Source organism: Paenibacillus sp. PK1-4R (assembly GCF_030369595.1).
GTDB lineage: Bacteria > Bacillota > Bacilli > Paenibacillales > Paenibacillaceae > Paenibacillus.
Map to the genome: position 1 here is coordinate 119,315 of NZ_CP126535.1, position 22,973 is coordinate 142,287.

The 22,973-nt window shown below is 47.3% G+C and carries 19 protein-coding genes, 1 rRNA gene and 1 other RNA gene; 20 read left to right on the forward strand and 1 reads right to left on the reverse strand.

Annotation, left to right across the window (positions count from 1 at the left end):
* Window positions 1–279: 279 nt before the first annotated feature.
* The 5 genes from QNO02_RS00565 to argS all read left to right on the forward strand — a co-directional run bounded on the left by QNO02_RS00565 (window position 280) and on the right by argS (window position 5,802).
* The gene (locus QNO02_RS00565) at window positions 280–1,467 is read left to right on the forward strand and encodes a WD40/YVTN/BNR-like repeat-containing protein (protein ID WP_289390820.1); all 1,188 of its coding nucleotides are present in this window, start codon (window positions 280–282) and stop codon (window positions 1,465–1,467) included.
* 217 nt (window positions 1,468–1,684) lie between these two features.
* Window positions 1,685–3,166: an alpha-N-arabinofuranosidase gene (locus tag QNO02_RS00570; protein ID WP_289390821.1), complete on the forward strand. Its 1,482-nt coding sequence runs from the start codon at window positions 1,685–1,687 to the stop codon at window positions 3,164–3,166.
* Window positions 3,166–3,435, forward strand: coding sequence for a DUF6171 family protein (locus QNO02_RS00575; protein WP_256332465.1), 270 nt, complete (start codon window positions 3,166–3,168; stop codon window positions 3,433–3,435). The genes QNO02_RS00570 and QNO02_RS00575 overlap by 1 nt, the downstream gene beginning before the upstream one ends.
* A 265-nt stretch (window positions 3,436–3,700) precedes the next feature.
* Window positions 3,701–4,126, forward strand: a complete 426-nt coding sequence (locus tag QNO02_RS00580; RefSeq protein ID WP_017691299.1) for a YwiB family protein — start codon at window positions 3,701–3,703, stop codon at window positions 4,124–4,126.
* Window positions 4,123–5,802 (forward strand): arginine--tRNA ligase, encoded by a 1,680-nt coding sequence (gene argS, locus QNO02_RS00585; RefSeq protein ID WP_249913826.1) that lies wholly within the window; start codon window positions 4,123–4,125, stop codon window positions 5,800–5,802. Before QNO02_RS00580 ends, argS begins: the two co-directional genes overlap by 4 nt.
* Window positions 5,803–6,087: 285 nt before the next feature.
* Here argS and QNO02_RS00590 read toward each other — a convergent pair whose 3' ends face one another.
* A complete protein-coding gene (locus QNO02_RS00590) occupies window positions 6,088–7,242 on the reverse strand; it encodes a S8 family peptidase (protein ID WP_017691297.1) in 1,155 nt (384 codons plus the stop codon).
* Between the two features lie 462 nt (window positions 7,243–7,704).
* Here QNO02_RS00590 and rpoE point away from each other — a divergent pair, with 462 nt between their 5' ends.
* From rpoE to QNO02_RS00665, 15 genes are all read left to right on the forward strand, one after another.
* The gene (rpoE, locus tag QNO02_RS00595) at window positions 7,705–8,274 is read left to right on the forward strand and encodes a DNA-directed RNA polymerase subunit delta (RefSeq protein WP_091039194.1); all 570 of its coding nucleotides are present in this window, start codon (window positions 7,705–7,707) and stop codon (window positions 8,272–8,274) included.
* A 453-nt stretch (window positions 8,275–8,727) separates the two neighbouring features.
* Window positions 8,728–10,332 (forward strand): CTP synthase, encoded by a 1,605-nt coding sequence (gene pyrG, locus QNO02_RS00600; protein ID WP_076217010.1) that lies wholly within the window; start codon window positions 8,728–8,730, stop codon window positions 10,330–10,332.
* Between the two features lie 229 nt (window positions 10,333–10,561).
* A complete protein-coding gene (locus QNO02_RS00605) occupies window positions 10,562–10,948 on the forward strand; it encodes a response regulator (protein ID WP_017691292.1) in 387 nt (128 codons plus the stop codon).
* Between the two features lie 260 nt (window positions 10,949–11,208).
* Complete coding sequence (fba, locus tag QNO02_RS00610) at window positions 11,209–12,063, forward strand: class II fructose-1,6-bisphosphate aldolase (protein ID WP_249913828.1); 855 nt, start codon at window positions 11,209–11,211, stop codon at window positions 12,061–12,063.
* Between the two features lie 147 nt (window positions 12,064–12,210).
* Entirely contained in the window at window positions 12,211–13,464 is a 1,254-nt protein-coding gene (gene murA / locus QNO02_RS00615; protein ID WP_017691290.1) for a UDP-N-acetylglucosamine 1-carboxyvinyltransferase, read from the forward strand.
* A gap of 465 nt (window positions 13,465–13,929) precedes the next feature.
* Entirely contained in the window at window positions 13,930–15,255 is a 1,326-nt protein-coding gene (gene rho, locus QNO02_RS00620) for a transcription termination factor Rho (RefSeq protein ID WP_036607258.1), read from the forward strand.
* Between the two features lie 97 nt (window positions 15,256–15,352).
* Window positions 15,353–16,627: a radical SAM family protein gene (locus tag QNO02_RS00625; protein WP_289390822.1), complete on the forward strand. Its 1,275-nt coding sequence runs from the start codon at window positions 15,353–15,355 to the stop codon at window positions 16,625–16,627.
* 102 nt (window positions 16,628–16,729) lie between these two features.
* On the forward strand, window positions 16,730–16,927 hold the full coding sequence (gene rpmE / locus QNO02_RS00630) for a 50S ribosomal protein L31 (RefSeq protein WP_036607255.1): 198 nt from the start codon (window positions 16,730–16,732) through the stop codon (window positions 16,925–16,927).
* A 160-nt stretch (window positions 16,928–17,087) separates the two neighbouring features.
* Window positions 17,088–17,355, forward strand: an RNA gene (gene ffs / locus QNO02_RS00635) — signal recognition particle sRNA large type.
* Between the two features lie 174 nt (window positions 17,356–17,529).
* Window positions 17,530–19,275 (forward strand): DNA polymerase III subunit gamma/tau, encoded by a 1,746-nt coding sequence (gene dnaX, locus QNO02_RS00640; RefSeq protein WP_091039188.1) that lies wholly within the window; start codon window positions 17,530–17,532, stop codon window positions 19,273–19,275.
* A 41-nt stretch (window positions 19,276–19,316) separates the two neighbouring features.
* Window positions 19,317–19,628: a YbaB/EbfC family nucleoid-associated protein gene (locus QNO02_RS00645; protein WP_036607248.1), complete on the forward strand. Its 312-nt coding sequence runs from the start codon at window positions 19,317–19,319 to the stop codon at window positions 19,626–19,628.
* Window positions 19,629–19,663: 35 nt separating this feature from the next.
* Complete coding sequence (gene recR / locus QNO02_RS00650; RefSeq protein ID WP_036607246.1) at window positions 19,664–20,263, forward strand: recombination mediator RecR; 600 nt, start codon at window positions 19,664–19,666, stop codon at window positions 20,261–20,263.
* A 232-nt stretch (window positions 20,264–20,495) separates the two neighbouring features.
* Window positions 20,496–20,723 (forward strand): DUF2508 family protein, encoded by a 228-nt coding sequence (locus tag QNO02_RS00655; protein ID WP_091039252.1) that lies wholly within the window; start codon window positions 20,496–20,498, stop codon window positions 20,721–20,723.
* Window positions 20,724–20,755: 32 nt separating this feature from the next.
* Window positions 20,756–21,025: a pro-sigmaK processing inhibitor BofA family protein gene (locus QNO02_RS00660; RefSeq protein WP_074092952.1), complete on the forward strand. Its 270-nt coding sequence runs from the start codon at window positions 20,756–20,758 to the stop codon at window positions 21,023–21,025.
* Window positions 21,026–21,373: 348 nt separating this feature from the next.
* Window positions 21,374–22,926: ribosomal RNA gene (locus tag QNO02_RS00665) — 16S ribosomal RNA — on the forward strand.
* The last annotated feature ends 47 nt before the right edge of the window (window positions 22,927–22,973 follow it).

Here is a 22,973-nt window from a genome sequence, read left to right on the forward strand (position 1 = left end):
TGGCCATGCTTTTTGCTGCATATAGTATTCGAGAATATAAATACAACAAAATATATTTTAGTTTATGCCTTTTATTAAGTATCAGTTTTGTTATCCTTGCTGTTGTGACGTATCCCATTTAACTTAAAGTACACAATGTTTGGTGATGAACCACCCTTGCCTACATGATCCAATCATGGGTAAAGGTGGTTTTTATCTTGCGGAATTGTCATCGGGGTTAATCGGATTGTTACGTTAGAACCATCATATTTGGGTAAAACCATAGAAGGAGGTGTTACGATGACAACCAAGAGTACAATGACATGGAAACGGCTTGGTGCACTCGCATTATCGTTAACGCTGGCTTGGGGGATGGGTCCGGTACATACGCTATCAGGTGCTAACGCCGCATCCTCACAGGCATGTGGAAAGGGAGATTATGGACTATCTGCTACATTGAAAAAGGGCAGCGGTGTGGAAGAACAACATCTGCAATTTACGGACATTGATTTTCTTAATGATACGACTGGACGAGCTGGGGGTGAAGGCTTCCTGATCGGCACCTCGAATGCAGGATGTACGTGGCAGTCCATATATACCGGGCAGTGGCAATTCACACAGCTTGATTTTCCGAATAATGTGAACGGATATGCGCTGGCGCGAGTCAAGGATTCACCTGCTACCTATCTGATCCGTACCAAAGATGGGGGATCGCACTGGACGCGGCTTGATACGCCGGGCATTCAATTCAAGCGAATCGATTTTCGCAATAAAGATGTAGGTTATGGTTACACCTATAATGGTGCATATCAGACGAAGGATGGCGGGGTAACCTGGAGTAAAATGAATACACCTGCCAACACGCGTGCAGCTGCCTTTGCAACAGAGAAACAAGGGTATGCCGTCGTGGTTGTACCTGGATCGGGATACCATCTGAAGCAAACGAGTGATGGCGGCAAAAACTGGACCACCTCTCTTCGAGTTGTTTCAGACACATGGAGCGGAGCAGATCTGTATGCACATGGCCAGCAAGTATGGGCCCTTCTGTATGGTGATGCAGGCATGTCCCAACAATCCTACTCCCTCTATGCGAGCGGTAATCAAGGCAAGAACTGGACTCAAGTATTTGCGCAATCCACAGCAGGGGGAGGTCCTGCACCAGGTACAAATAGTACAGGCAAAGGAAACGGACCAGCCAACCCGGGTGGACATCCCGGCAACATGGCGTTGATTGGCAATCAGACGGCGTATCTGTCTGCAGGTTCACCCGCAGCTGGCAAAGTGGGTATTGGACGTTCTTATGATACAGGTTCCACGTGGAAAAATATTGACCTGAAAGATCCGGGGTACAGTTCCCGTATCTCGTTCCCATCGGCCAAGACGGGTTGGCTCGTAGTAACAAGTGATAACTCTCCTGCGATCTATCAGACTATAGATGGTGGAACGACGTGGACACAAAAAATGTTGTTGCCTTCAGATCAGGATTAAGTAGCCTGTTATTCTGAAATAATAACCCGGCAAATCCAAATTAGAAATGAATAAAAATCAATTTGGTAAGTCTCTGCATGAATTTCTATAACAAACAGGCCTTTCCTAATCAATTACACAGGAAGAGGCTTGTTTGTCTAGAAATAAAAACGGTTGAAACCTACTCTAAAACGAGTTATTGTAAGCGATAACAATATAATTTATGGGGGTTGAAATCATGGTTGATGTTATTTTAAAGGCGGATTCAGATCAAGGATTAATAAATCGCAATATATATGGTCACTTTTCCGAACACTTGGGACGTTGTATTTATGAGGGGCTGTGGGTAGGAGAAGATTCACCCATTCCGAATACGGATGGGATTCGAAATGATGTATTGACGGCCTTGCAGAAGCTTAATATTCCAGTACTTCGCTGGCCAGGCGGTTGTTTTGCCGATGAATATCACTGGAAAGATGGTGTAGGTCCGAAGAGTGAACGTGCTCGTATGATCAATACACACTGGGGCGGTGTGGAAGAGAACAATCACTTTGGTACACATGAATTCTTGAGATTATGTGAGTTACTCGGCACGGAGCCATATATTAGTGGCAACCTGGGTAGCGGTACAGTGCAGGAAATGCAGGAATGGGTGGAGTACATCACGTTTGACGGCGAATCCCCGATGGCGAACTGGCGTAAGAGTAACGGTAGGGAAGAACCGTGGAAAATGAAGTATTTTGGCGTGGGAAATGAGAACTGGGGATGCGGCGGCAATATGCGTCCTGAATATTATGCGGATGAATATCGCCGGTATGCTACATATGTACGTAACTATTCCGGGAACGAGATTTATAAAATCGCTTGTGGACCCAACGAAGGCAACTATGAATGGATGGAAGTCCTGATGCGGGAGGCTGCTCGCTTTATGGATGGGATTAGTCTTCATTATTACACCATCCCTACAGGAGAGTGGAATGATAAAGGCGCAGCTACAGGATTTGGCGAGGCTGAATGGTTCACCACCTTGAAAAAGACGCTCCATATGGATGAATTACTGGTGAAGCACTCCGAGATTATGGACAAATATGATCCAGAGGGCAGAGTCGGCATTATTGTGGATGAATGGGGTACATGGTATAACGTTGAGCCGGGAACCAATCCAGGGTTCCTGTATCAACAAAATACGATGCGGGACGCTGTGCTTGCAGGCGTTAACCTGAATATTTTCAACCAACATAATAAACGGGTACACATGGCAAATCTTGCACAGATCGTCAACGTGCTTCAATCACTTGTTCTCACGGAAGGGGATAAAATGCTCCTGACACCTACGTATCATGTATTTGATATGTATCAGGTTCATATGGATGCGCAGCGACTGGATTTGAATTATGAAAGCCCTGGATACACCTTCGGAGAAGACACCATTCCTCAGCTCAGCTTGTCAGCCTCCCGAAACAAGGATGGGGTCATTCATGTGACAGCTTGTAATCTGAGTCATACCGATGAGTTGGAAGTTGTGTGTCAGCTGGACGCAGCTCAAGCGGCTAAAGTAACCGGGCAGATTCTGCACCATACTGATTTTGGTGCATTCAATACCTTTGAACAGCCGAATCATGTTCAGCCTGTGGCGTGGGAAGGACTCACACTGGAGAATAACACCTTGCGTTTTGTTCTTCCTCCAGCATCGGTTGGGGTCATCGCTGTTGAGGGTTAATGATGAAAAGGCAGGAACCTTGCAAGGGCTGTAATGATCAGTACGATGTGAAGATTAGCGATACCAAAATGGCCAGACTTGTGGAGATTGCCTCGCGTTCGCGTCCGACGGTACAGGATGAGGAATATGAACGTCGGCTATCCATCTGCTCTGCTTGTCCGGGATTGCAATATGGTACAACTTGTCGGCATTGTGGTTGTCTCGTACAGGTGCGAGCGAAGCTGAGTGAGTCGACATGTCCTTTTCCTTATGAATCGCAATGGGCCTGATCGGATGAACGAATCTTATTATAATGAAGCAAAAGGGAGTTGCACTTTACAGGTGCGGCTCTTCTTTTTTGGCTTGATGAGGAAAAAACTCTGAATTTGGATTTGAATTGAGGGAGGGAACTGGATATAGTTATACAGTAGAGTGTAGGATAGCGAGCTATCCGGGAATATGAGCGCGTATAGCGACACAACAATACGGGAAGGGCTGTTCTCACCAGCCGTGCCTGATTTTGCGTCGCCTCGAATATAATGGAGGTTAACATTCATGTCGAACATGCGACCGGTACACATCCGGCTGCACAGCCGTTATGAAGGTGAAGATGTGCTGCAGGAAATGCAGGGTGAAGCTGTGTTAAAAGGGTCCGTTCTTTATGTTCGTTATGAAGAACCGCAGGTTGGACCTGAGGGAGGTACAACCCGTACAACATTGAAGCTGGGCGGACAATCCATCAAGATTATACGTCATGGTGAGGTGGAATCGGAGCAGACTTTTGAGTTGAATCGGAAGCTTCCTGGTTTCTACCGATCACCATACATGTCGTTTGCCCTGTCCACGCATACACAGAAGCTGGAACTTTCCATTCAGGGATTGAGCGCACGCGCAGCGTGGAGCTACGACTTTTACCGCTTTGATGAAGAATCCGGACATTTCGCGATTAGTTTGCATATACAGGAGGAACCAATTTCATGACACGTAATCCACTAGATACGATTAACGAACGGGTAAGTACGGCCATCGGCAACGCCATTGTGACGGCCGGAATTGTGACGCAGGACGAATTGCCAGCCATCACATTGGAAGTGCCGCGTGAGAAGACACACGGGGACTTGGCGACCAATGCTGCCATGCAGCTGACCAAGATTGCCAAGCGCAATCCGCGTCAGATTGCTGAAGAGATCATTGCCAATCTGAATCTGGCTGAAGCCGGAATCGAGAAGGCTGAGATTGCGGGCCCAGGATTCATTAACTTCAAATTGGACAAGAGTTACCTTTATCCAGTACTTGCGCTTGTGCAGGAGCAGGGTAAAGATTACGGAAGAATTAACATCGGAGAAGGACGCAAAGTCGAGATGGAGTTTGTCAGTGCCAACCCGACAGGTAGCCTGCATCTGGGCCATGCCCGTGGAGCAGCTGTAGGTGATGCACTATGTAACATCCTTGACTACGCAGGATATGATGTAACCCGTGAATACTACATTAATGATGCAGGTAATCAGGTGTTTAATCTGGCTCGTTCCATCGAAGCTCGTTATCTGCAAGAGCTGGGTCAGGATGCTGAGATGCCTGAAGACGGTTATCACGGTGAAGATATTAAAGGATTCGCCAAGCAGCTTGTTGCTGAAAAGGGTGACGAATTGCTGTCCATGCATCCGGGTGACCGTGCGGCTTATTTCCGTGACTTTGGCCTGGAGAAGGAACTGGACAAGATCAAACGTGACTTGAATCGCTTCCGTGTTAACTTTGATATCTGGTTCAGCGAAACTTCCCTGTATGACAATGGAGAAGTTCTGCGAGTACTTGATGAATTGCGTGACCGCAATGAAATCTATGAGCAAGATGGAGCAACTTGGTTGAAAACGATGCAGTATGGTGACGACAAAGAACGTGTATTGATCAAGAACGATGGCACCTATACTTACCTGACGCCAGATATTGCTTATCACCGCGACAAATATGCTCGTGGATACGACACGATGATTAACATCTGGGGTGCCGATCACCATGGATATATTCCACGGATGAAGGCCGCGATGCAAGCACTGGGTAATGACCCTGAGAAACTGGTGGTCTTGATTGCACAGATGGTGAGCTTGTTCCAGAACGGTGAAAAAGTGAAGATGTCCAAGCGTACAGGTAAAGCTGTAACGATGGAAGACCTGATGGATGAAGTCGGCATTGATGCCATCCGTTACTTCTTCACAATGCGCAGCATGGACTCCCATCTGGACTTTGACATGGACCTTGCGATTTCGACATCCAATGAGAATCCGGTATTCTACGTGCAATACGCGCATGCACGTGTATGCAGCGTATACCGTCAGGCTGAAGAACAAGGTATTGAACTGCTGCCACTGGCACAGATTGACCTGTCCAAGCTGACAACAGAGCACGAGTATGACCTTCTCCGCAAAATGGGAGAGCTGCCTGAGGAAATCTCGGCAGCAGCAACAGGATATGCGCCACATCGTATCATCCGTTATGTATACGAGCTGGCATCCCTGTTCCACAGCTACTACCGTGCAGAACGTGTTATTACGGAAGACGCGCAGCAAACTCAAGCACGTCTGGCACTGATCGGTGCTGTACGTACCGTTATCGCAACGGCGCTTCGTCTGGTAGGCGTAACAGCTCCTGACAAAATGTAAATTCCAGGCTCGCGGCCTACCGCCGCTCTGCCTAAGGCAAAAAGTCTCCATGTCCACGTTGAGTATCATCAACGTGGTACATGGAGACTTTTTTTGTTGTGTACCCGGAGCTGAAGAAAACGAAATGCCTGGTCCAAGGTACACCAGCCTGCCCTTACATCACAGCGGGCGTAACCTAGTGTCTCAGCCGCTACGTAATACTCCCTCATGCGTACTGCCTGGGTCGGGCTATTGCGTTTCGCCACGAGCCTCAATCATGTTCTGCTGTCCGCTTGCAGAGCTGGCTCACTCCCCGCCCTCCTGCATTAGCTTTAGGGCATCAATCTCACCACCGCGCACCTTGCTTTTTGCGGTGGTGGTCTTGCGGGCGCGCAGCGGGATCGTAGCACGTTTGACGAGTGTCTTGATTTCGCTGGGGGATAACCCCGGATGTTTTGAAAGCAGCAAGGCGATAGCGCCACTCACATGGGACGTCGCCATGGATGTGCCGCTCATCTCGTGATGCTTGCCTTGTACCCAAGAGGAGACGATTTTATCACCGGGTGCATAGACATCCACATATGCGCCTCGATTGCTGAAGGACGCAATACGTCTGTTTTTGTCGGTTGCCCCAACGGATATGGTCTGCGGATACCTTGCCGGATAATCAATACTGCGGCGTTTGCCGTCATTTCCTGACGAAGCAACAATGACGATTCCGGCATGGTACGCACGGTTGACAACGTCAAGAAGCGCCTTGCTGCGTGTTTTCATGCCAAAGCTCATATTGATGATATCGACCTTGTTACGTACACACCAGTCGATGCCAAGTACAATGTCGGACACATATGCCGATCCGTTGTGGTCAAATGCTTTCACCGGATAGATCAGGGAGCGTGGAGCTACACCAATCATGCCTGCGGTGCTGTTGGCTGCGGCGATGGTCCCTGCAATGTGGGTACCGTGTCCGTTATCATCATGAGGAAGCAGGCTACGGTTTAACAGATTGATTCCGCGTGCCAGGGAATAACGAAGATCAGGATGGTGATAATCAGCACCTGTATCAATCACACCGATTTTAATCCGGTGTCCGGTAGACACAGACCATACTTTGGGCGCCCGAATCTGCTTCACTCCCCAAGGTATGCCTTGAGCATTGCTCGGTTTGCTGTGGAGTGCGGTGGCATGAAGGGAGATAGGTACGTCTGCTTCAATCGTAATTTCATCCCCATAGCGGTATAGGTCCTCCGGGCGTTGGACTGGAGCGATAATGGAACGAGCCAGTCGCGAGGAACGGACAGCCCCAAGGTCGGTGAATTCATTCCGCATTCGAGACAATTCTACGAGACAGGCCTCGTACTGCTGCGGTTTGGCAAATCGGATCAAGTATCGCCCTCCCTGTTCTGGTTCAGGGCGTCGCATTCCGTCAATCAATTGATGCAATAAACCAGTATAGTCCATAATGGGCAGCCCCCTTCGGGATGAACATGCTGAGGTATTCTATGAATGCGCTCATCCCGCCGCATGGGGAACTTGCCCTTTTTTTACAAAAACACATTCTCTTCGTGTCAAAACGGGCGCAGGGACATATGATGGATGGAGAGCTAGAGGGCTCTTGCGGGGAACCTGGTGAGGAGTAATCCTCCAAGGGTATACAGTCAGAAGGCGGAGGGGACTCCGTCTTTTTTATTATGGAGTTGTCTCTTTCGCAAAAGAGGATATTCTTGTGGGTTCGATGTCATGTCACGTTGAATATATGGACATATTGTTGCTGCTCTCCGCATTTGCGTCACATCCGTACATAAAAACTTGCTTTTTAACGCTAAATAGGTTTTACTTAGGTTTGTTAATGGATATGTTATACGTAACAGTCCAGTTCGTAGGGGTTAAAAAGTGAATTTTGTGTGAGAGGAAGTGTCTGCAGTGAGTACCTCGCTCAATTTGAAAATTGATAAAGAAAAGGTAAAAGAGATCCCTTTGGTGGACCTTGCCTTTATGGTGCTGAAAGCGGCTAATACGCCGTATTACTATCGTGACTTGATGAATGAGGTAGCGAAGCAGCGCGGAATGACTGATGAAGAAATCAACGAGTTTATCGCCCAGCTATATACCGAGATTAATATCGATGGCCGTTTTGCTTGCGTCGGTACAAGTCTGTGGGGCTTGAAGCGCTGGTATCCGGTAGCTGGAACAGAAGATTCCATGACGGGTGCGAAGCGTCCGCGTATCATCAACGATGAAGACGATGATCTGGAAGATGAAGACTTCGGTGAAGAAGAAGACAGCTATAACAGCGACGAAGACTTCGACAGCCCGGATAAAGACGAAGATGAAGACGAAGAAGATGAAGACGAAGACGACATCTTTGACGAAGAAGACAGCGAAGAAGAAGTGCTGGTTGAAGATGACGATCTGGAAGATGAAGACCTCGAAGAAGACGAAGAAGAGTCCGAAAACGAGGATGAATTTGACGACGATTCTGATAATCGGTAGTCATTTTTGACGTCTATAATTTACCCGTTTCCCCGGAATAGTCAGCCTTGACAGCAGACGGGGTAACGGGTAAACTATTGCATGGGCTTATGAATGAGCGACAATATATTTATGTTTTTTATAGAAGGTGCCCCGTCCTGCGGGAGTACTTTTTTTTGTATTTTTAGAGGCATAATTTTGCAAAATGATTTCTTTTCCGTATGCTCCCGGCCAACATTTCGTGGCCCGTTTTTGTATATCAAAAACACCAAATGGAATGAAGGCTACCGGAATATTTGCACCATTTTTTGCTGTAGAACAACGTGTATTTAAACCGTCTTCGCAGAAAGAGCAGTTCGCAGATGCAGGGAATTTCTGCCATTGCTCTTTTTAACGATGATTACCTGGGAAACAGGTTACGATAACACCATATATCGCCTGAATTTCTGTACTTATATTAGGAGGGTAATAACAGTGACAAAGTATATTTTCGTGACGGGCGGAGTTGTGTCCTCCCTGGGCAAAGGGATTACGGCTGCTTCTCTGGGCAGATTGCTGAAGAACAGAGGGCTTAAGGTAACGATCCAGAAATTTGATCCATATATTAACATCGACCCGGGAACAATGAGTCCTTATCAGCACGGCGAGGTTTTTGTAACGGATGATGGCGCGGAAACGGATCTGGACCTTGGCCACTATGAACGTTTTATTGATATCAATCTCTCCAAAAACAGCAACGTCACGACTGGTAAAGTATACTCTTCCGTCATCAGCAAAGAGCGGCGCGGGGAATATCTGGGCGGAACGGTACAAGTTATTCCACACATTACGAACGAGATCAAAGAGCGTGTATTCCGCGCTGGACGTGAAGCGGGTTCGGATGTGGTTATTACGGAAATTGGTGGAACAGTGGGCGACATTGAGAGTTTGCCTTTCCTGGAAGCTATCCGTCAGATCAAGAGTGATGTAGGTCGCGACAATGTGATGTACATCCACGTAACACTTATTCCTTATATCAAAGCAGCTGGTGAAGTGAAAACAAAACCAACGCAACATAGTGTTAAGGAATTACGCAGCATTGGTATTCAACCGAATGTGATTGTATGCCGTACGGAGTATGAATTGTCTAAAGATATGAAAGCCAAGATCGCCCTCTTCTGCGACATTGATGAGAATGCCGTGGTTGAATGTCGTGATGCAGACACCTTGTATCAAGTACCTCTGAACCTGCGTGAAGAAGGCTTGGATGAGATCGTGGTAAATCACCTGAAACTGACTACTCCTGCACCGGATATGAGCGAGTGGGAAGGGCTGGTTGACCGGATCAACAAGTTGGAGCATACAGTTGAGATCGCTATTGTTGGTAAATATGTAGCGTTGCATGATGCATACCTGAGTGTTGTGGAGTCGTTGTCTCATGCAGGATTTGCATCCAATGCTGATGTGAAAATCCGCTGGGTTCCTTCTGAAGATATTACGGATGAGAATGTAGGCGACCTGTTACATGGTATTGGCGGTATCCTTGTTCCTGGTGGATTCGGAGATCGTGGTATTGAAGGTAAAGTATCGGCAATCCGTTATGCTCGTGAGAAACAAATTCCGTTCTTCGGTATTTGCCTGGGTATGCAGGTTTCCGTTATTGAATATGCACGTTCCATCGTTGGTTTGAATGGTGCGAACAGCTCCGAGATTAATCCGGCTACCGAATTCCCTGTGATCGATCTGTTGCCTGAGCAAAAAGATATCGAGAATCTGGGTGGCACGATGCGTCTGGGTCTGTATCCTTGTAAGCTTCAGGAAGGTTCTTTGGCGATGGCTTGTTATGATGACGAGCTGGTGTATGAGAGACACCGTCACCGGTATGAGTTCAACAATGAATACCGTGAAACGATCGAAAAAGCAGGACTGGTTATCTCGGGTACATCCCCGGATGGACGTCTGGTTGAGATCGTGGAACTTCCAGGACACCCATGGTTCCTGGCGGTACAATTCCATCCGGAATTCACTTCCCGTCCGAACCGTCCGCAACCATTGTTCCGTGAGTTTGTAAAAGCTTCTCTGGAGAATGCGCAGAAGTAATACATGGTTTTAGTGTTAACGTAATAGATATTGGGGATGTTCCTGGCAACCATAGCGGATGCCAGAACATCCCTTTTTTTTGTGTAAAAAGCAGATGGAAATGCTTTTTGTCATTTTGTGAAGGTAGCAGGATTTTAATGGAAGAGGTAGAATACTTATCATGACGACTATGGGATAGTTATCCAGATTCGATGATGTGCATGCTTTCCTAATTCTAGGAGGTTACAGAGTGGAAGATAAAAAAGTTTTGATTGTTGATGACCAGAATGGTATTCGAATCCTGTTAATGGAAGTGTTCAGCAGTGAGGGGTATAACACGTTTCAAGCACCCAACGGCAAGGTTGCTCTGGAGATTGTGAATAATGACAAGCCTGACCTGGTATTGCTCGATATGAAGATTCCTGGGATGGACGGTCTGGAAATTTTGAAGCATATTAAAGAAATTGATCCGGGTATCAAGGTGATCATGATGACCGCTTATGGTGAACTGGACATGATTAAGGAAGCCACGGATCTCGGAGCGCTCATGCACTTTACGAAACCGTTTGATATCGACGAGATGCGAGTGGCTGTGAATATGCAACTTCGCAATGGTACCGCCAATAAATGCAGCTGAATCCTGTTGATACAGGATTTTTTTGCGTGTAGAGAACATAGATAGTACTTGGTGGGAGAATGGGGTATTTCACTCCTTCATCCGGGGAATATTGGAAATGGGGAAGTTATAAAGCGGTGTCTATGAAAACTGTGCTGCAAAGCACAGCATTTTTGCAAATGCTTGTTTAGTATTTGACATGGGATGTGGTATAATAAGCCCGTATGTGATTTCGGCTAAAAACCATAGACACAACCCAAACCCCTAGGAGGATTGAAACCATGCCATTAGTATCTATGACAGACATGTTGAACAAAGCACTTGAAGGAAAATATGCAGTTGGTCAATACAACATCAATAACCTTGAGTGGACTCAAGCGATTCTTGGTGCTGCTGAAGAAGAGAAATCCCCAGTAATCCTGGGTGTATCCGAAGGCGCAGCACGTCACATTGGTGGCTTCTACACTGTAGTTAAAATGGTAGAAGGACTCATTCACGACATGAAAATCACCGTTCCAGTTGCAATTCACCTGGACCATGGTTCAAGCTTCGACAAGTGTAAAGAAGCAATCGATGCTGGATTCACATCCGTTATGATCGACGGTTCCCACCACTCTATCGATGAGAACATTGAAATGACTAAAAAAGTTGTTGAATATGCACACGCTAAAGGCGTTTCTGTAGAAGCTGAAGTAGGTACTGTAGGCGGACAAGAAGACGACGTTATCGGCGGCATCATGTACGCTGACCTGAACGAGTGTATCCGTATCGTTAAAGAAACAGGTATCGATACATTGGCACCAGCTCTTGGTTCCGTACACGGTCCTTACCATGGCGAGCCTAACCTGGGCTTCAAAGAAATGGAAGAAGTTCGTGACGCGGTACAAGTTCCACTTGTATTGCACGGTGGTACAGGGATTCCTAAACACGACATCGACAAAGCCATTTCCCTGGGTACGTCCAAAATCAACGTAAACACAGAGAACCAAATTGCTTTCTCCAAAGTGGTTCGTGAAGTGCTTGCAGCTAAACCAGATGCTTACGATCCACGTACATTCATCGTACCAGGCCGTGAAGCAATCAAAGAAACCGTTAAAGGTAAAATCCGCGAGTTTGGTTCTAACAACAAAGCGTAATTTAACTTTACCAGTTCCATACTGTGAAATGGAAAAACACCGCCTAGCCGGTGTCTTTCCATTTTCACACCTTATTTCTACATCGGAAGCCAACAGCACGTATTGCCGTTCATCGGCTGCAAAACACGTAGGGGGACATTAAGCTTTATGGAAAAATTGATGATTAGTGGCGGACGTCCGTTACAGGGAACTGTAACTATAAGCGGCGCCAAGAACAGCGCCATTGCGCTTATTCCTGCAGCATTGCTTGCCGAGTCAGAAGTCGTGTTGGACAACCTGCCGCTTTTGAGTGACGTGGCGGTTTATGCAGAAATTTTGGAGGAACTCGGAGCACGTGTGACTTGGGAAGGCAGTCAGATGAAGATAGACCCTTCTGACATCAAATCCATTCCTATGCCGAATGGTCCCGTGAAGAAGCTTCGCGCTTCGTATTATATGATGGGTGCATTGCTAGGGCGTTTCAAAGAAGCGACCATAGGTTTACCAGGGGGCTGTAATTTTGAGCCTCGTCCAATTGATCAACATATCAAAGGGTTTGAAGCGCTTGGCGCAACCGTAACAAACGAACATGGCTCCATTCATTTGCATGCCAAAGAGCTGCGCGGAGCAAAAATCTATCTTGATGTAAGCAGTGTCGGCGCAACCATTAATATCATGCTGGCGGCTACTCGTGCCAAAGGCTCTACAATTATCGAAAACGCGGCTAAAGAGCCTGAGATTATAGATGTAGCAACACTTCTGAATTCCATGGGTGCCAGCATCAAGGGTGCAGGTACCGAAACGATCCGTATTGAAGGAGTCTCGGAGCTTAAAGGCTGCCGTCATTCCATCATTCCGGACCGTATCCAAGCAGGTACGTATATGATCGCTGCAGCGGCGACGCGCGGAGATGTTCTGATTGACAATGTGATTCCCAAACATCTGGAGGCTTTAACGGCAAAGCTGCTGGAGATGGGGGTTGGCATTGAGGAGTTGGATGAAAGTATACGTGTCATTGGTAAACCAAGTTATAACCACGTGGACGTGAAGGCACTTGTATATCCTGGTTTCCCAACGGATCTACAGTCACCCATGACCAGTGTTTTAACACAGGCAACCGGTGTGAGTGTCCTGAGCGACTTTGTATACAGTAATCGATTCAAACATGTGCCTGAGTTGGTGCGGATGGGTGCAAAGATTCGAGTAGAAGGACGGTCGGCGATTATTGAAGGCAGTGCATTAAACGCGGCCAAAGTAAAAGCATCCGATCTTCGCGCTGGAGCAGCGCTGGTGATTGCAGGTCTCACCGTCAGTGAAGGTGTGACTGAAGTGACGGGGGTCGAATATATCGACCGCGGTTATGATCATCTGGTGACTAATCTGCGCCTGCTCGGTGCAGATGTATGGCGGGAAACTGATTAATAGGAAGCATTATGCATGATTCAGTCATACACATGTTTATTTTAACTGAACTGCATATCTTTTTGATAATTAGGTAAACCTGTTTTAATAGAGTTCTCAGTCTCTCCGGCATAAGACGAAATGTTTCTGTTTCCTTTACCGGAGGGTCTTTTTTTGAATTAAACTTCATATGGCTGTAAGAACATCATTTCTCATCCCCAACCCCCGGTTTTGTTTGAACTGCGCTCCATAGCCGGTCTATCCGGATTGATCGCCTCAATGCATCGTTCACTCAATAGCGGATCTGGCCGAATGTTGGCCATCCCACCCGGAAACTTACACTCAAAGACAAGTATTTGCATTATAACGGTTACATTCCGTACAATGGACAGAAGGGATTGTGGCAGACGCCGCTCTCTATAGCCGGAACATCTAGCGAAACTATCCATTTCACACGGACTTATTAATTGAATAGGTGGTTATTATATGGATCTACAAATTTCCGATTTGGAAGAAATGAAACTAACGGACCTCTACAAACTGGCCAAAAAATATCAGATACCTTACTATGGTACGTTAAAAAAGAAAGAATTAATCTTTGCTATACTACGTGCACAAGCTGAACAAAGCGGCCTGATGTTCATGCAAGGCGTACTCGAGATCTTACCTGAAGGTTACGGATTTCTTCGGCCGATTAACTACTTGCCAAGTACGGAGGACATTTACATCTCAGCTTCTCAGATTCGCAAGTTTGACCTAAGAACAGGTGACCTCGTATCAGGTAAATGTAGAACGCCTAAGGAAAACGAGAGATACTTCGGTTTGTTGCAAGTCAACGCTGTAAATGGTGAGAATCCATCGGCGGCTGCAGAGCGACTTCACTTCCCGGCACTAACCCCACTGTATCCGCAGAAAAAACTGGTTCTCGAAACATCCCCCAACCATTTGTCCACACGAATTATGGATGTGCTCGCCCCGGTAGGATTGGGACAGCGCGGATTGATCGTAGCACCTCCCAAAGCGGGTAAAACGCTTCTCCTCAAAGAAATTGCCAACAGCATCTCAACTAACAATCCTGAAATTGAACTGTTTGTCCTGTTGATTGACGAACGTCCAGAGGAAGTAACGGATATGTCGCGTTCGGTAAAAGGGGAAGTTGTGGCTTCGACATTTGATGAACTGCCTGAGAATCATATCAAGGTGGCGGAATTGGTGCTTGAACGTGCGCTTCGTTTGGTTGAGGCTAAAAAGGATGTCGTTATCCTGCTGGATAGCATTACACGTCTTGCCCGTGCATATAACCTGGTTATTCCACCATCCGGTCGTACGCTTAGTGGTGGTATTGACCCAGCTGCATTCCATCGTCCGAAACGTTTCTTCGGTTCTGCCCGGAATGTGGAAGAAGGCGGAAGCCTGACCATCTTGGCAACGGCATTAATTGATACTGGATCACGTATGGATGACGTCATTTATGAAGAATTTAAGGGTACAGGTAATATGGAGCTTCATCTGGACCGTCGTCTGGCAGAGCGCCGCATATTCCCGGCGATCGACATTCGTCGTTCCGGTACACGTCGTGAAGAAGTGTTGCTTAGCAAGGAAGAGTTGGATACAATCTGGGCGATTCGTAAAAACATGAATGACTCCCATGACTTTGTCGAAGGATTCCTGAAAAAACTTCGTAACAGCAAGACAAATGCAGAGTTTTTGGCGGCATTTGATTCGGCTGGTAATAGCCCGACAAGCAATTCCGGGACAACAACAACCCGTCGCTCACCTAGACAGACAGCTACGTCAGGTACATCGACGTAAGTGTCGTTGGACTAATCAATTTCTTTTTGCAGCATTGCTGTAAATGTTACAATACACTCGTCGTTAGGTTTAACCCATTAGATGTGAGGAGAACATCATGTATTTAGTATACGCAGATGAAAAAGGTAATGTATTTGATCATCCTTCCCTGTACGGGCTTGCCCGCAGTGGAGATATGATCGTTGAGATTATGGAAGACGAACTCATCCCTTTGCCAGAGGGTGCAACGTTGGTTGGACTCCCGAGCACCCGGCCCATTGGTATGGACCCGGATACCGGCGAGATGTTGCCAATGCCAACGGACACACAGGCTGTAGGTGCGTTGCTTCCACAGGGATTCACTCGTTTGTGTCTCCCTGGTTATGTGAAGACGGATAAAGAGTATAAATTGCCGTTATTCGGCTATTCCGCAGTAGTTTGGAAAGATGGCGGTTTCTATGTCACGGCTGCGAAGTCGGATAGTCCTGACCAGTGGAACCCGCTGAACTGTGATCGGGATGATGTACGTTCCGGGGTTAAACGGTTGACAGAGCAATATCCCGAGAACCGTCTTTATACCCATCTGTCCAATTGTGCGCTCGGATATGAATGTCTAACTTCGTCGAACACGTTCCTGAATCGTTGGGAAGGTGGAGTGCCGGTATCCTATTCTTGCAATGCGGGCTGCTTCGGGTGTATCTCCGAGCAACCGGATGATAGCGGCTTTGTTTCCCCGCAGACACGTATGAACTTCCGACCACGTGTGGATGAGATTGTTGAGGTTATGCTGGAACACCTGAAGACGCCAGAGTCCATTATTAGCTTTGGACAAGGTTGTGAAGGGGAGCCTTCCACGCAGGCCAAGCTGATTATTGAAGCGATTCGCGAAGTGCGTTCCGTAACCGACATGGGGTATATCAACATTAATACCAATGCCGGTCTGAACGATCACATTAGAGGTATTGTAGATGCTGGATTGGATCTGATGCGCGTAAGTACAATTAGCGCACTGGATGACCACTATAACGCCTACTATAAACCGCGTGGTTATACCTTAGCCAATGTTGAGAAATCAATGAAATACGCAGCGCAGCAGGGTGTATACACGTCCATTAACTATCTGATCTTCCCAGGCGTAACAGATCGTGAAGAAGAGATTGAGGCGATGATTGAGTTTGCGAGAAGAACCGATCTACGCTTGATTCAGATGCGTAATCTCAATATTGATCCAGAGAGCTATCTGGAATTAATTCCTCCTGCTCAAGGTGATATCCTGGGCATGAAGCAGATGATTGAGATTTTTGAAGACGAATTGCCTGATGTTGTGATCGGATCGTACACCCATGTTCCACCCGATGGAATGGCACGTCCAAAACGGTTGATTACCTCTTAACAATAATGGATTGCAACAGGCACAAGGCCGTGTTATAATCTCAGGGTTGTGCCATTTACTCTGGGTCCGCTTGAGGCTCAGGGCGGAAAGAGGTGAAAGGTAATGAAAGAAGCAATTCATCCTAATTACACGATTGGTCAAGTATCTTGCGCTTGCGGGAATACTTTTGAGACAGGTTCGGTTAAAGACGGACTTCGTGTAGAGATTTGCTCCGCGTGCCACCCGTTCTTCACAGGTAAACAGAAGTTTATCGATGCTGGCGGCCGTGTTGATCGTTTCAAAAAGAAATACGGAATCTAATTTGGACAATTCTTGGAGTTGTCTGCTAATTGCATCCAACACACCCCTGCTGATCTGGCAGGGGTTTTTATATGTTATTTTTATATGTTATATGTAAGCATAATCGCATTCACGTTCCTCTGGTTGCAATTTGGATAACCTTACGTTATACTATTTCTTACCGTGCTAGATGGGGAGGTAGCGGTGCCCTGTAACTCGCAATCCGCTATAGCGAGGTTGAATTCCTGCTAGAGGTTTTGCCGATGTGAGGTTTGGTCCCTAAACGTGGTGTTGACGGTTGGGTCCTCCGCAATGAGTACTCATGAACCTGGTCAGGTCCGGAAGGAAGCAGCCATAAGTGAGATCACTCTTGTGCCGGAGGGTTGCCTAGCCCGAGCTATTGTTCAGGGGTGCCACTTGGATCGCAAATATCGATAGCAGGTGCACGGCTTACCATTTAAATGTAGAGACCTTTGCAGTTGTATGTATGCAGAGGTCTTTTTGATATGTCTTAATAAACCACGCATGAATGAGTCAGATAAAGTTTGGATTCACCCTAGAATATAGTATAATAGGGGAACGACAAAGGACTCGAATGCGAAGTGGAAGGAAGGTAACGCATCATGGAGCATATCGCGTTATACCGGGCTTGGCGTCCCCAGTCGTTTCAAGATATGGTGGGGCAACAGCATATTATTCAGACCTTGCAGAACGCGATTCGTGAACAGCGGACTTCCCATGCCTACTTATTTAGCGGGCCCAGAGGAACGGGAAAGACAAGTGCCGCCAAGATTTTGGCCAAAGCTGTGAACTGCGAACGTGGGCCTGCGCCTGAACCTTGTAACGAGTGTGAAGCTTGCCGCAGAATTACGACTGGCGCTGTGATGGATGTGCAGGAGATTGATGCTGCATCCAATCGGGGCGTTGAAGAAATTCGTGATCTTCGGGAAAAGGTTAAATATGCACCAACCGAAGTCCGGCAGAAAGTCTATATTATTGATGAAGTGCACATGCTGACAACGGAGGCATTCAATGCTTTGCTCAAAACATTGGAAGAGCCACCGCCACATGTGATGTTTATTTTGGCAACAACGGAACCACACCGCCTTCCGGCTACCATTATATCGCGCTGTCAGCGATTTGATTTTCGCCGGGTATCCCTGGAAGAGCAGACAGCAAGACTTACACTGATCTGTGAACAGGAAGGCATGGAAGCTGACCAGGATGCGCTCCAATACATTGCCCGTTTATCGGACGGTGGAATGAGGGATGCACTTAGTGTGCTGGATCAGATCTCTTCATTTACGGATGGACGAGTAACGTACCAGCAGGTTATGGACATGACGGGTGGAATTGCTTCAGAGCAATTTGCCAAACTCGCTGCTTCGCTGCTTAAGGGTGATGTTGGTCATATTTTGCAGATGATTGAAGGTTTCATGCATGAAGGAAAGAGTGCAGACAAGTGCATGGAGAATTTACTGTATTATTTCCGTGATTTGCTTATGATTAAGATGGTACCTGATGCAGATAAACTGACGGACCGGGTACTTAATCCGGAGTCTTTCCGTGATATGGCGGAGTCATTCACCAGGGAACAACTGTTCCACATGATCGACACCCTTAATCGGTACCAGAGTGAAATGAAATATGCAGTACAACCACAGACATTATTCGAAGTTGCATTGCTTAAACTGTGTAGTATTCCAGCTCAAGGTGAGGCTTCTGTTCAGGTGGGAGCTTCAGCTCATGCAGCACCTGCCGATGGGGGAGAGATCAACCGCTTGAAGCAGCAGCTTGCTGAGTTGGAGAAGAAGTTGGATCGTGCACTGAAAAGTGGTTTGTCTGGTGGAGAAGGTGCATCGAGTGCTCCATCTCGTCCGGCAACAAGGGCCCCTGTATCGAGAGGCAACTCGCCTGCGAAGCTTCCTGCACAGTTGGATCAGTATGTTGCGCGCAAGGGAGCCCCTGAGTTCGCGGAGATCAGCAAAAAATGGAGTCAGATCCTGCAACGAGTGAAGGAAGAGCGGGTTACCGTTCACGCCTGGTTTGTGGATGGTGAGCCGGTATCATTGCTTGAGGACAATGTGTTGGTTGCTTTTAAAAACAACATTCACCGTGAAACAACGGAAAAGCAGGCCAACCGTGAAGTCATTGAGCGGGTGTTGTCCGAACAGCTTGGGCGTCCTGCACGATTGGTGACGATGATGCTCAAAGATTGGACCGGAGCAATGGAGGGAGCTTCTGAAGCGCCAAAGGAGGACTTTAAGCTTGAACCTGAGCATGAAGACGGCGGTTCAGGCAACAAACAGCCTTGGATTGATGAAGCCATCCAGCTCTTTGGTGAGGACCTTGTAGTGATCAAAGAATAATGCGCATAGCGCGATAACCATAACAAAGGAGATGAACAATTATGAACAACATGAACCAAATGATGAAACAAGTGAAGAAAATGCAGGAGCAAATGCTGAAAGCACAAGAGGAACTGGCGGACAAAACAGTCCAAGGTACTTCTGGTGGCGGTGTAGTGACGGCTGAAGTTAACGGACACAAGAAATTGCTTGCTATCACGATCAAACCTGAAGCGGTAGATCCGGAAGATGTTGAAATGTTGCAGGATCTCGTTATGACAGCTGTTAATGATGCAATGGCCAAAGCCGATGAGATTGCCAACAAGGATATGGGCAAGTTCACAGGCGGCATGAATATTCCGGGATTATTTTAATTAAAAATTGATCCTGTCAAAGGAGACACAATCGATTGTATTATCCCGAACCAATAGCCAAGCTGATTGATGCCTTCACCCGGTTGCCGGGTGTGGGTCCCAAGACGGCAGCGCGTTTAGCTTTTCATGTGCTTAACATGAAGGAAGATGACGTTATCGATTTTGCCAAAGCGCTCGTAAGTGTGAAGCGTAATCTTCATTACTGTTCTGTATGTTGTAATATCACTGATACGGACCCGTGTCGCATCTGTCAGGATAAGTCCAGGGATGTCTCTGTAATCTGTGTAGTTCAGGATTCGAAAGATCTGGTGGCCATGGAGCGCACCAAGGAATTTGATGGATACTATCATGTGTTACAGGGCGCGATTTCACCTATGGAGGGAATTGGCCCAGACGATATTCGGTTGAAGGAACTCCTGGTTCGACTAAGTGATGAACGTATAAAAGAGATCATCTTAGCGACAAACCCCAATATTGAGGGTGAGGCTACAGCGATGTACATCTCCCGGTTGGTGCGTCCGTTTGAGATCAGTGTGACCCGGATTGCGCATGGATTGCCTGTAGGTGGCGATCTTGAGTATGCGGATGAAGTGACCCTTTCCAAAGCATTGGAAGGGCGCAGGGAGATGCGTTAGTGTGATCAATTTGTATTACGTAGCGGACTTCCTTGGAAACTTCGGATGCTAAATAAGTTTCGATGTGTAAAGAGAGCCTTAGGGCTCTCTTTTTTTGTGAAGAAAATGAATGCCCAAGTTCTAAGTTTGTCCTTTCCCTGATAAGTATGAGAATAGCTGTGTTGATCAGGAGGGGGGAGAGTTTATGTTTTTGTGGCGAAATACACGGAACTCGGTAGAGAAACACAACAGAATGTTGAAGGAACTTGAGGCGGATCAGATCTATGCAGATATTCAGTTGGCTAAGCAGGAATGGGAACGGGCTATGAGACAGTTTGAAGATGCACAGGGGCAGGATGAGATTGATTATGCCATTTATGTATTGGAGGCAGCTGAGCGGAAGTACCAGATCCACTTGAGAAGAGCGAAGCGAGCCAGAGCGAATGATGATGTTACATCACAGCGAGGGATTAGTATGTAGTCGCGTTTACATTAAATACGGAGGTGTAACATATGAAGAGTATCATACTGGGAAGTGTATTGGTTATATCATTACTGGGGCTTATCGTTGTTTTATTCAGAAAGCGGATAGGCTTATCGTTTTTTACGTCATTCGGAATTCATCTGGTGCTGGCTGCAGTAGGGATATATATCGTGAATTATTCCGGCTGGATTACAGGAACCTACATCCCGCTGAACCCTGCAACGATAGGAACTGTAACTGTTTTGGGATTGCCAGGTGTGGGGTTGTTATTAGGGTTGAAAATTTCTTTGTTCGGATAGTTGACTCGCGGGATATTTATATGGTACATTATATCTCGTTGCTTTGCTTGCTTGGTTGGATGCTTTAGATGAAATGAAGGAGTTCATTACGAACTTCGAAAAAGAATTTCAAAAAAACACTTGACCAAAACAAACGAAGTATGATATATTATAAAAGTCGCCGCTGAGAGAAAATGGTGACGAAAAAACGAGTTTGATCTTTGAAAACTGAACAACGAGTGAGTAAACATTCTGCTTGCAGAATGAACGCAAAAGTTTGAAACAAGCCTTGGCTTGGATCGACTGGAGCACAAATGAGATTTTTAATCTCGTCAGATTCAAAATGAGCTTATCGCTCTTTTTAATACTTTATTGGAGAGTTTGATCCTGGCTCAGGACGAACGCTGGCGGCATGCCTAATACATGCAAGTCGAGCGGACTTGATGAGAAGCTTGCTTCTCGGATGGTTAGCGGCGGACGGGTGAGTAACACGTAGGCAACCTGCCCTCAAGTTTGGGACAACTACCGGAAACGGTAGCTAATACCGAATAGTTGTTTTCTTCGCCTGAAGGAAACTGGAAAGACGGAGCAATCTGTCACTTGGGGATGGGCCTGCGGCGCATTAGCTAGTTGGTGGGGTAACGGCTCACCAAGGCGACGATGCGTAGCCGACCTGAGAGGGTGATCGGCCACACTGGGACTGAGACACGGCCCAGACTCCTACGGGAGGCAGCAGTAGGGAATCTTCCGCAATGGGCGAAAGCCTGACGGAGCAATGCCGCGTGAGTGATGAAGGTTTTCGGATCGTAAAGCTCTGTTGCCAGGGAAGAACGCTTGGGAGAGTAACTGCTCTCAAGGTGACGGTACCTGAGAAGAAAGCCCCGGCTAACTACGTGCCAGCAGCCGCGGTAATACGTAGGGGGCAAGCGTTGTCCGGAATTATTGGGCGTAAAGCGCGCGCAGGCGGTCATTTAAGTCTGGTGTTTAATCCCGGGGCTCAACCCCGGATCGCACTGGAAACTGGGTGACTTGAGTGCAGAAGAGGAGAGTGGAATTCCACGTGTAGCGGTGAAATGCGTAGATATGTGGAGGAACACCAGTGGCGAAGGCGACTCTCTGGGCTGTAACTGACGCTGAGGCGCGAAAGCGTGGGGAGCAAACAGGATTAGATACCCTGGTAGTCCACGCCGTAAACGATGAGTGCTAGGTGTTAGGGGTTTCGATACCCTTGGTGCCGAAGTTAACACATTAAGCACTCCGCCTGGGGAGTACGGTCGCAAGACTGAAACTCAAAGGAATTGACGGGGACCCGCACAAGCAGTGGAGTATGTGGTTTAATTCGAAGCAACGCGAAGAACCTTACCAGGTCTTGACATCCCTCTGACCGGTACAGAGATGTACCTTTCCTTCGGGACAGAGGAGACAGGTGGTGCATGGTTGTCGTCAGCTCGTGTCGTGAGATGTTGGGTTAAGTCCCGCAACGAGCGCAACCCTTATATTTAGTTGCCAGCACTTCGGGTGGGCACTCTAGATAGACTGCCGGTGACAAACCGGAGGAAGGTGGGGATGACGTCAAATCATCATGCCCCTTATGACCTGGGCTACACACGTACTACAATGGCCGGTACAACGGGCTGCGAAATCGCGAGATGGAGCCAATCCCAACAAAGCCGGTCTCAGTTCGGATTGCAGGCTGCAACTCGCCTGCATGAAGTCGGAATTGCTAGTAATCGCGGATCAGCATGCCGCGGTGAATACGTTCCCGGGTCTTGTACACACCGCCCGTCACACCACGAGAGTTTATAACACCCGAAGTCGGTGGGGTAACCGCAAGGAGCCAGCCGCCGAAGGTGGGATAGATGATTGGGGTGAAGTCGTAACAAGGTAGCCGTATCGGAAGGTGCGGCTGGATCACCTCCTTTCTATGGAGAATTGTTTCCTGCAACGGAAACATTCAAATACAAAATCT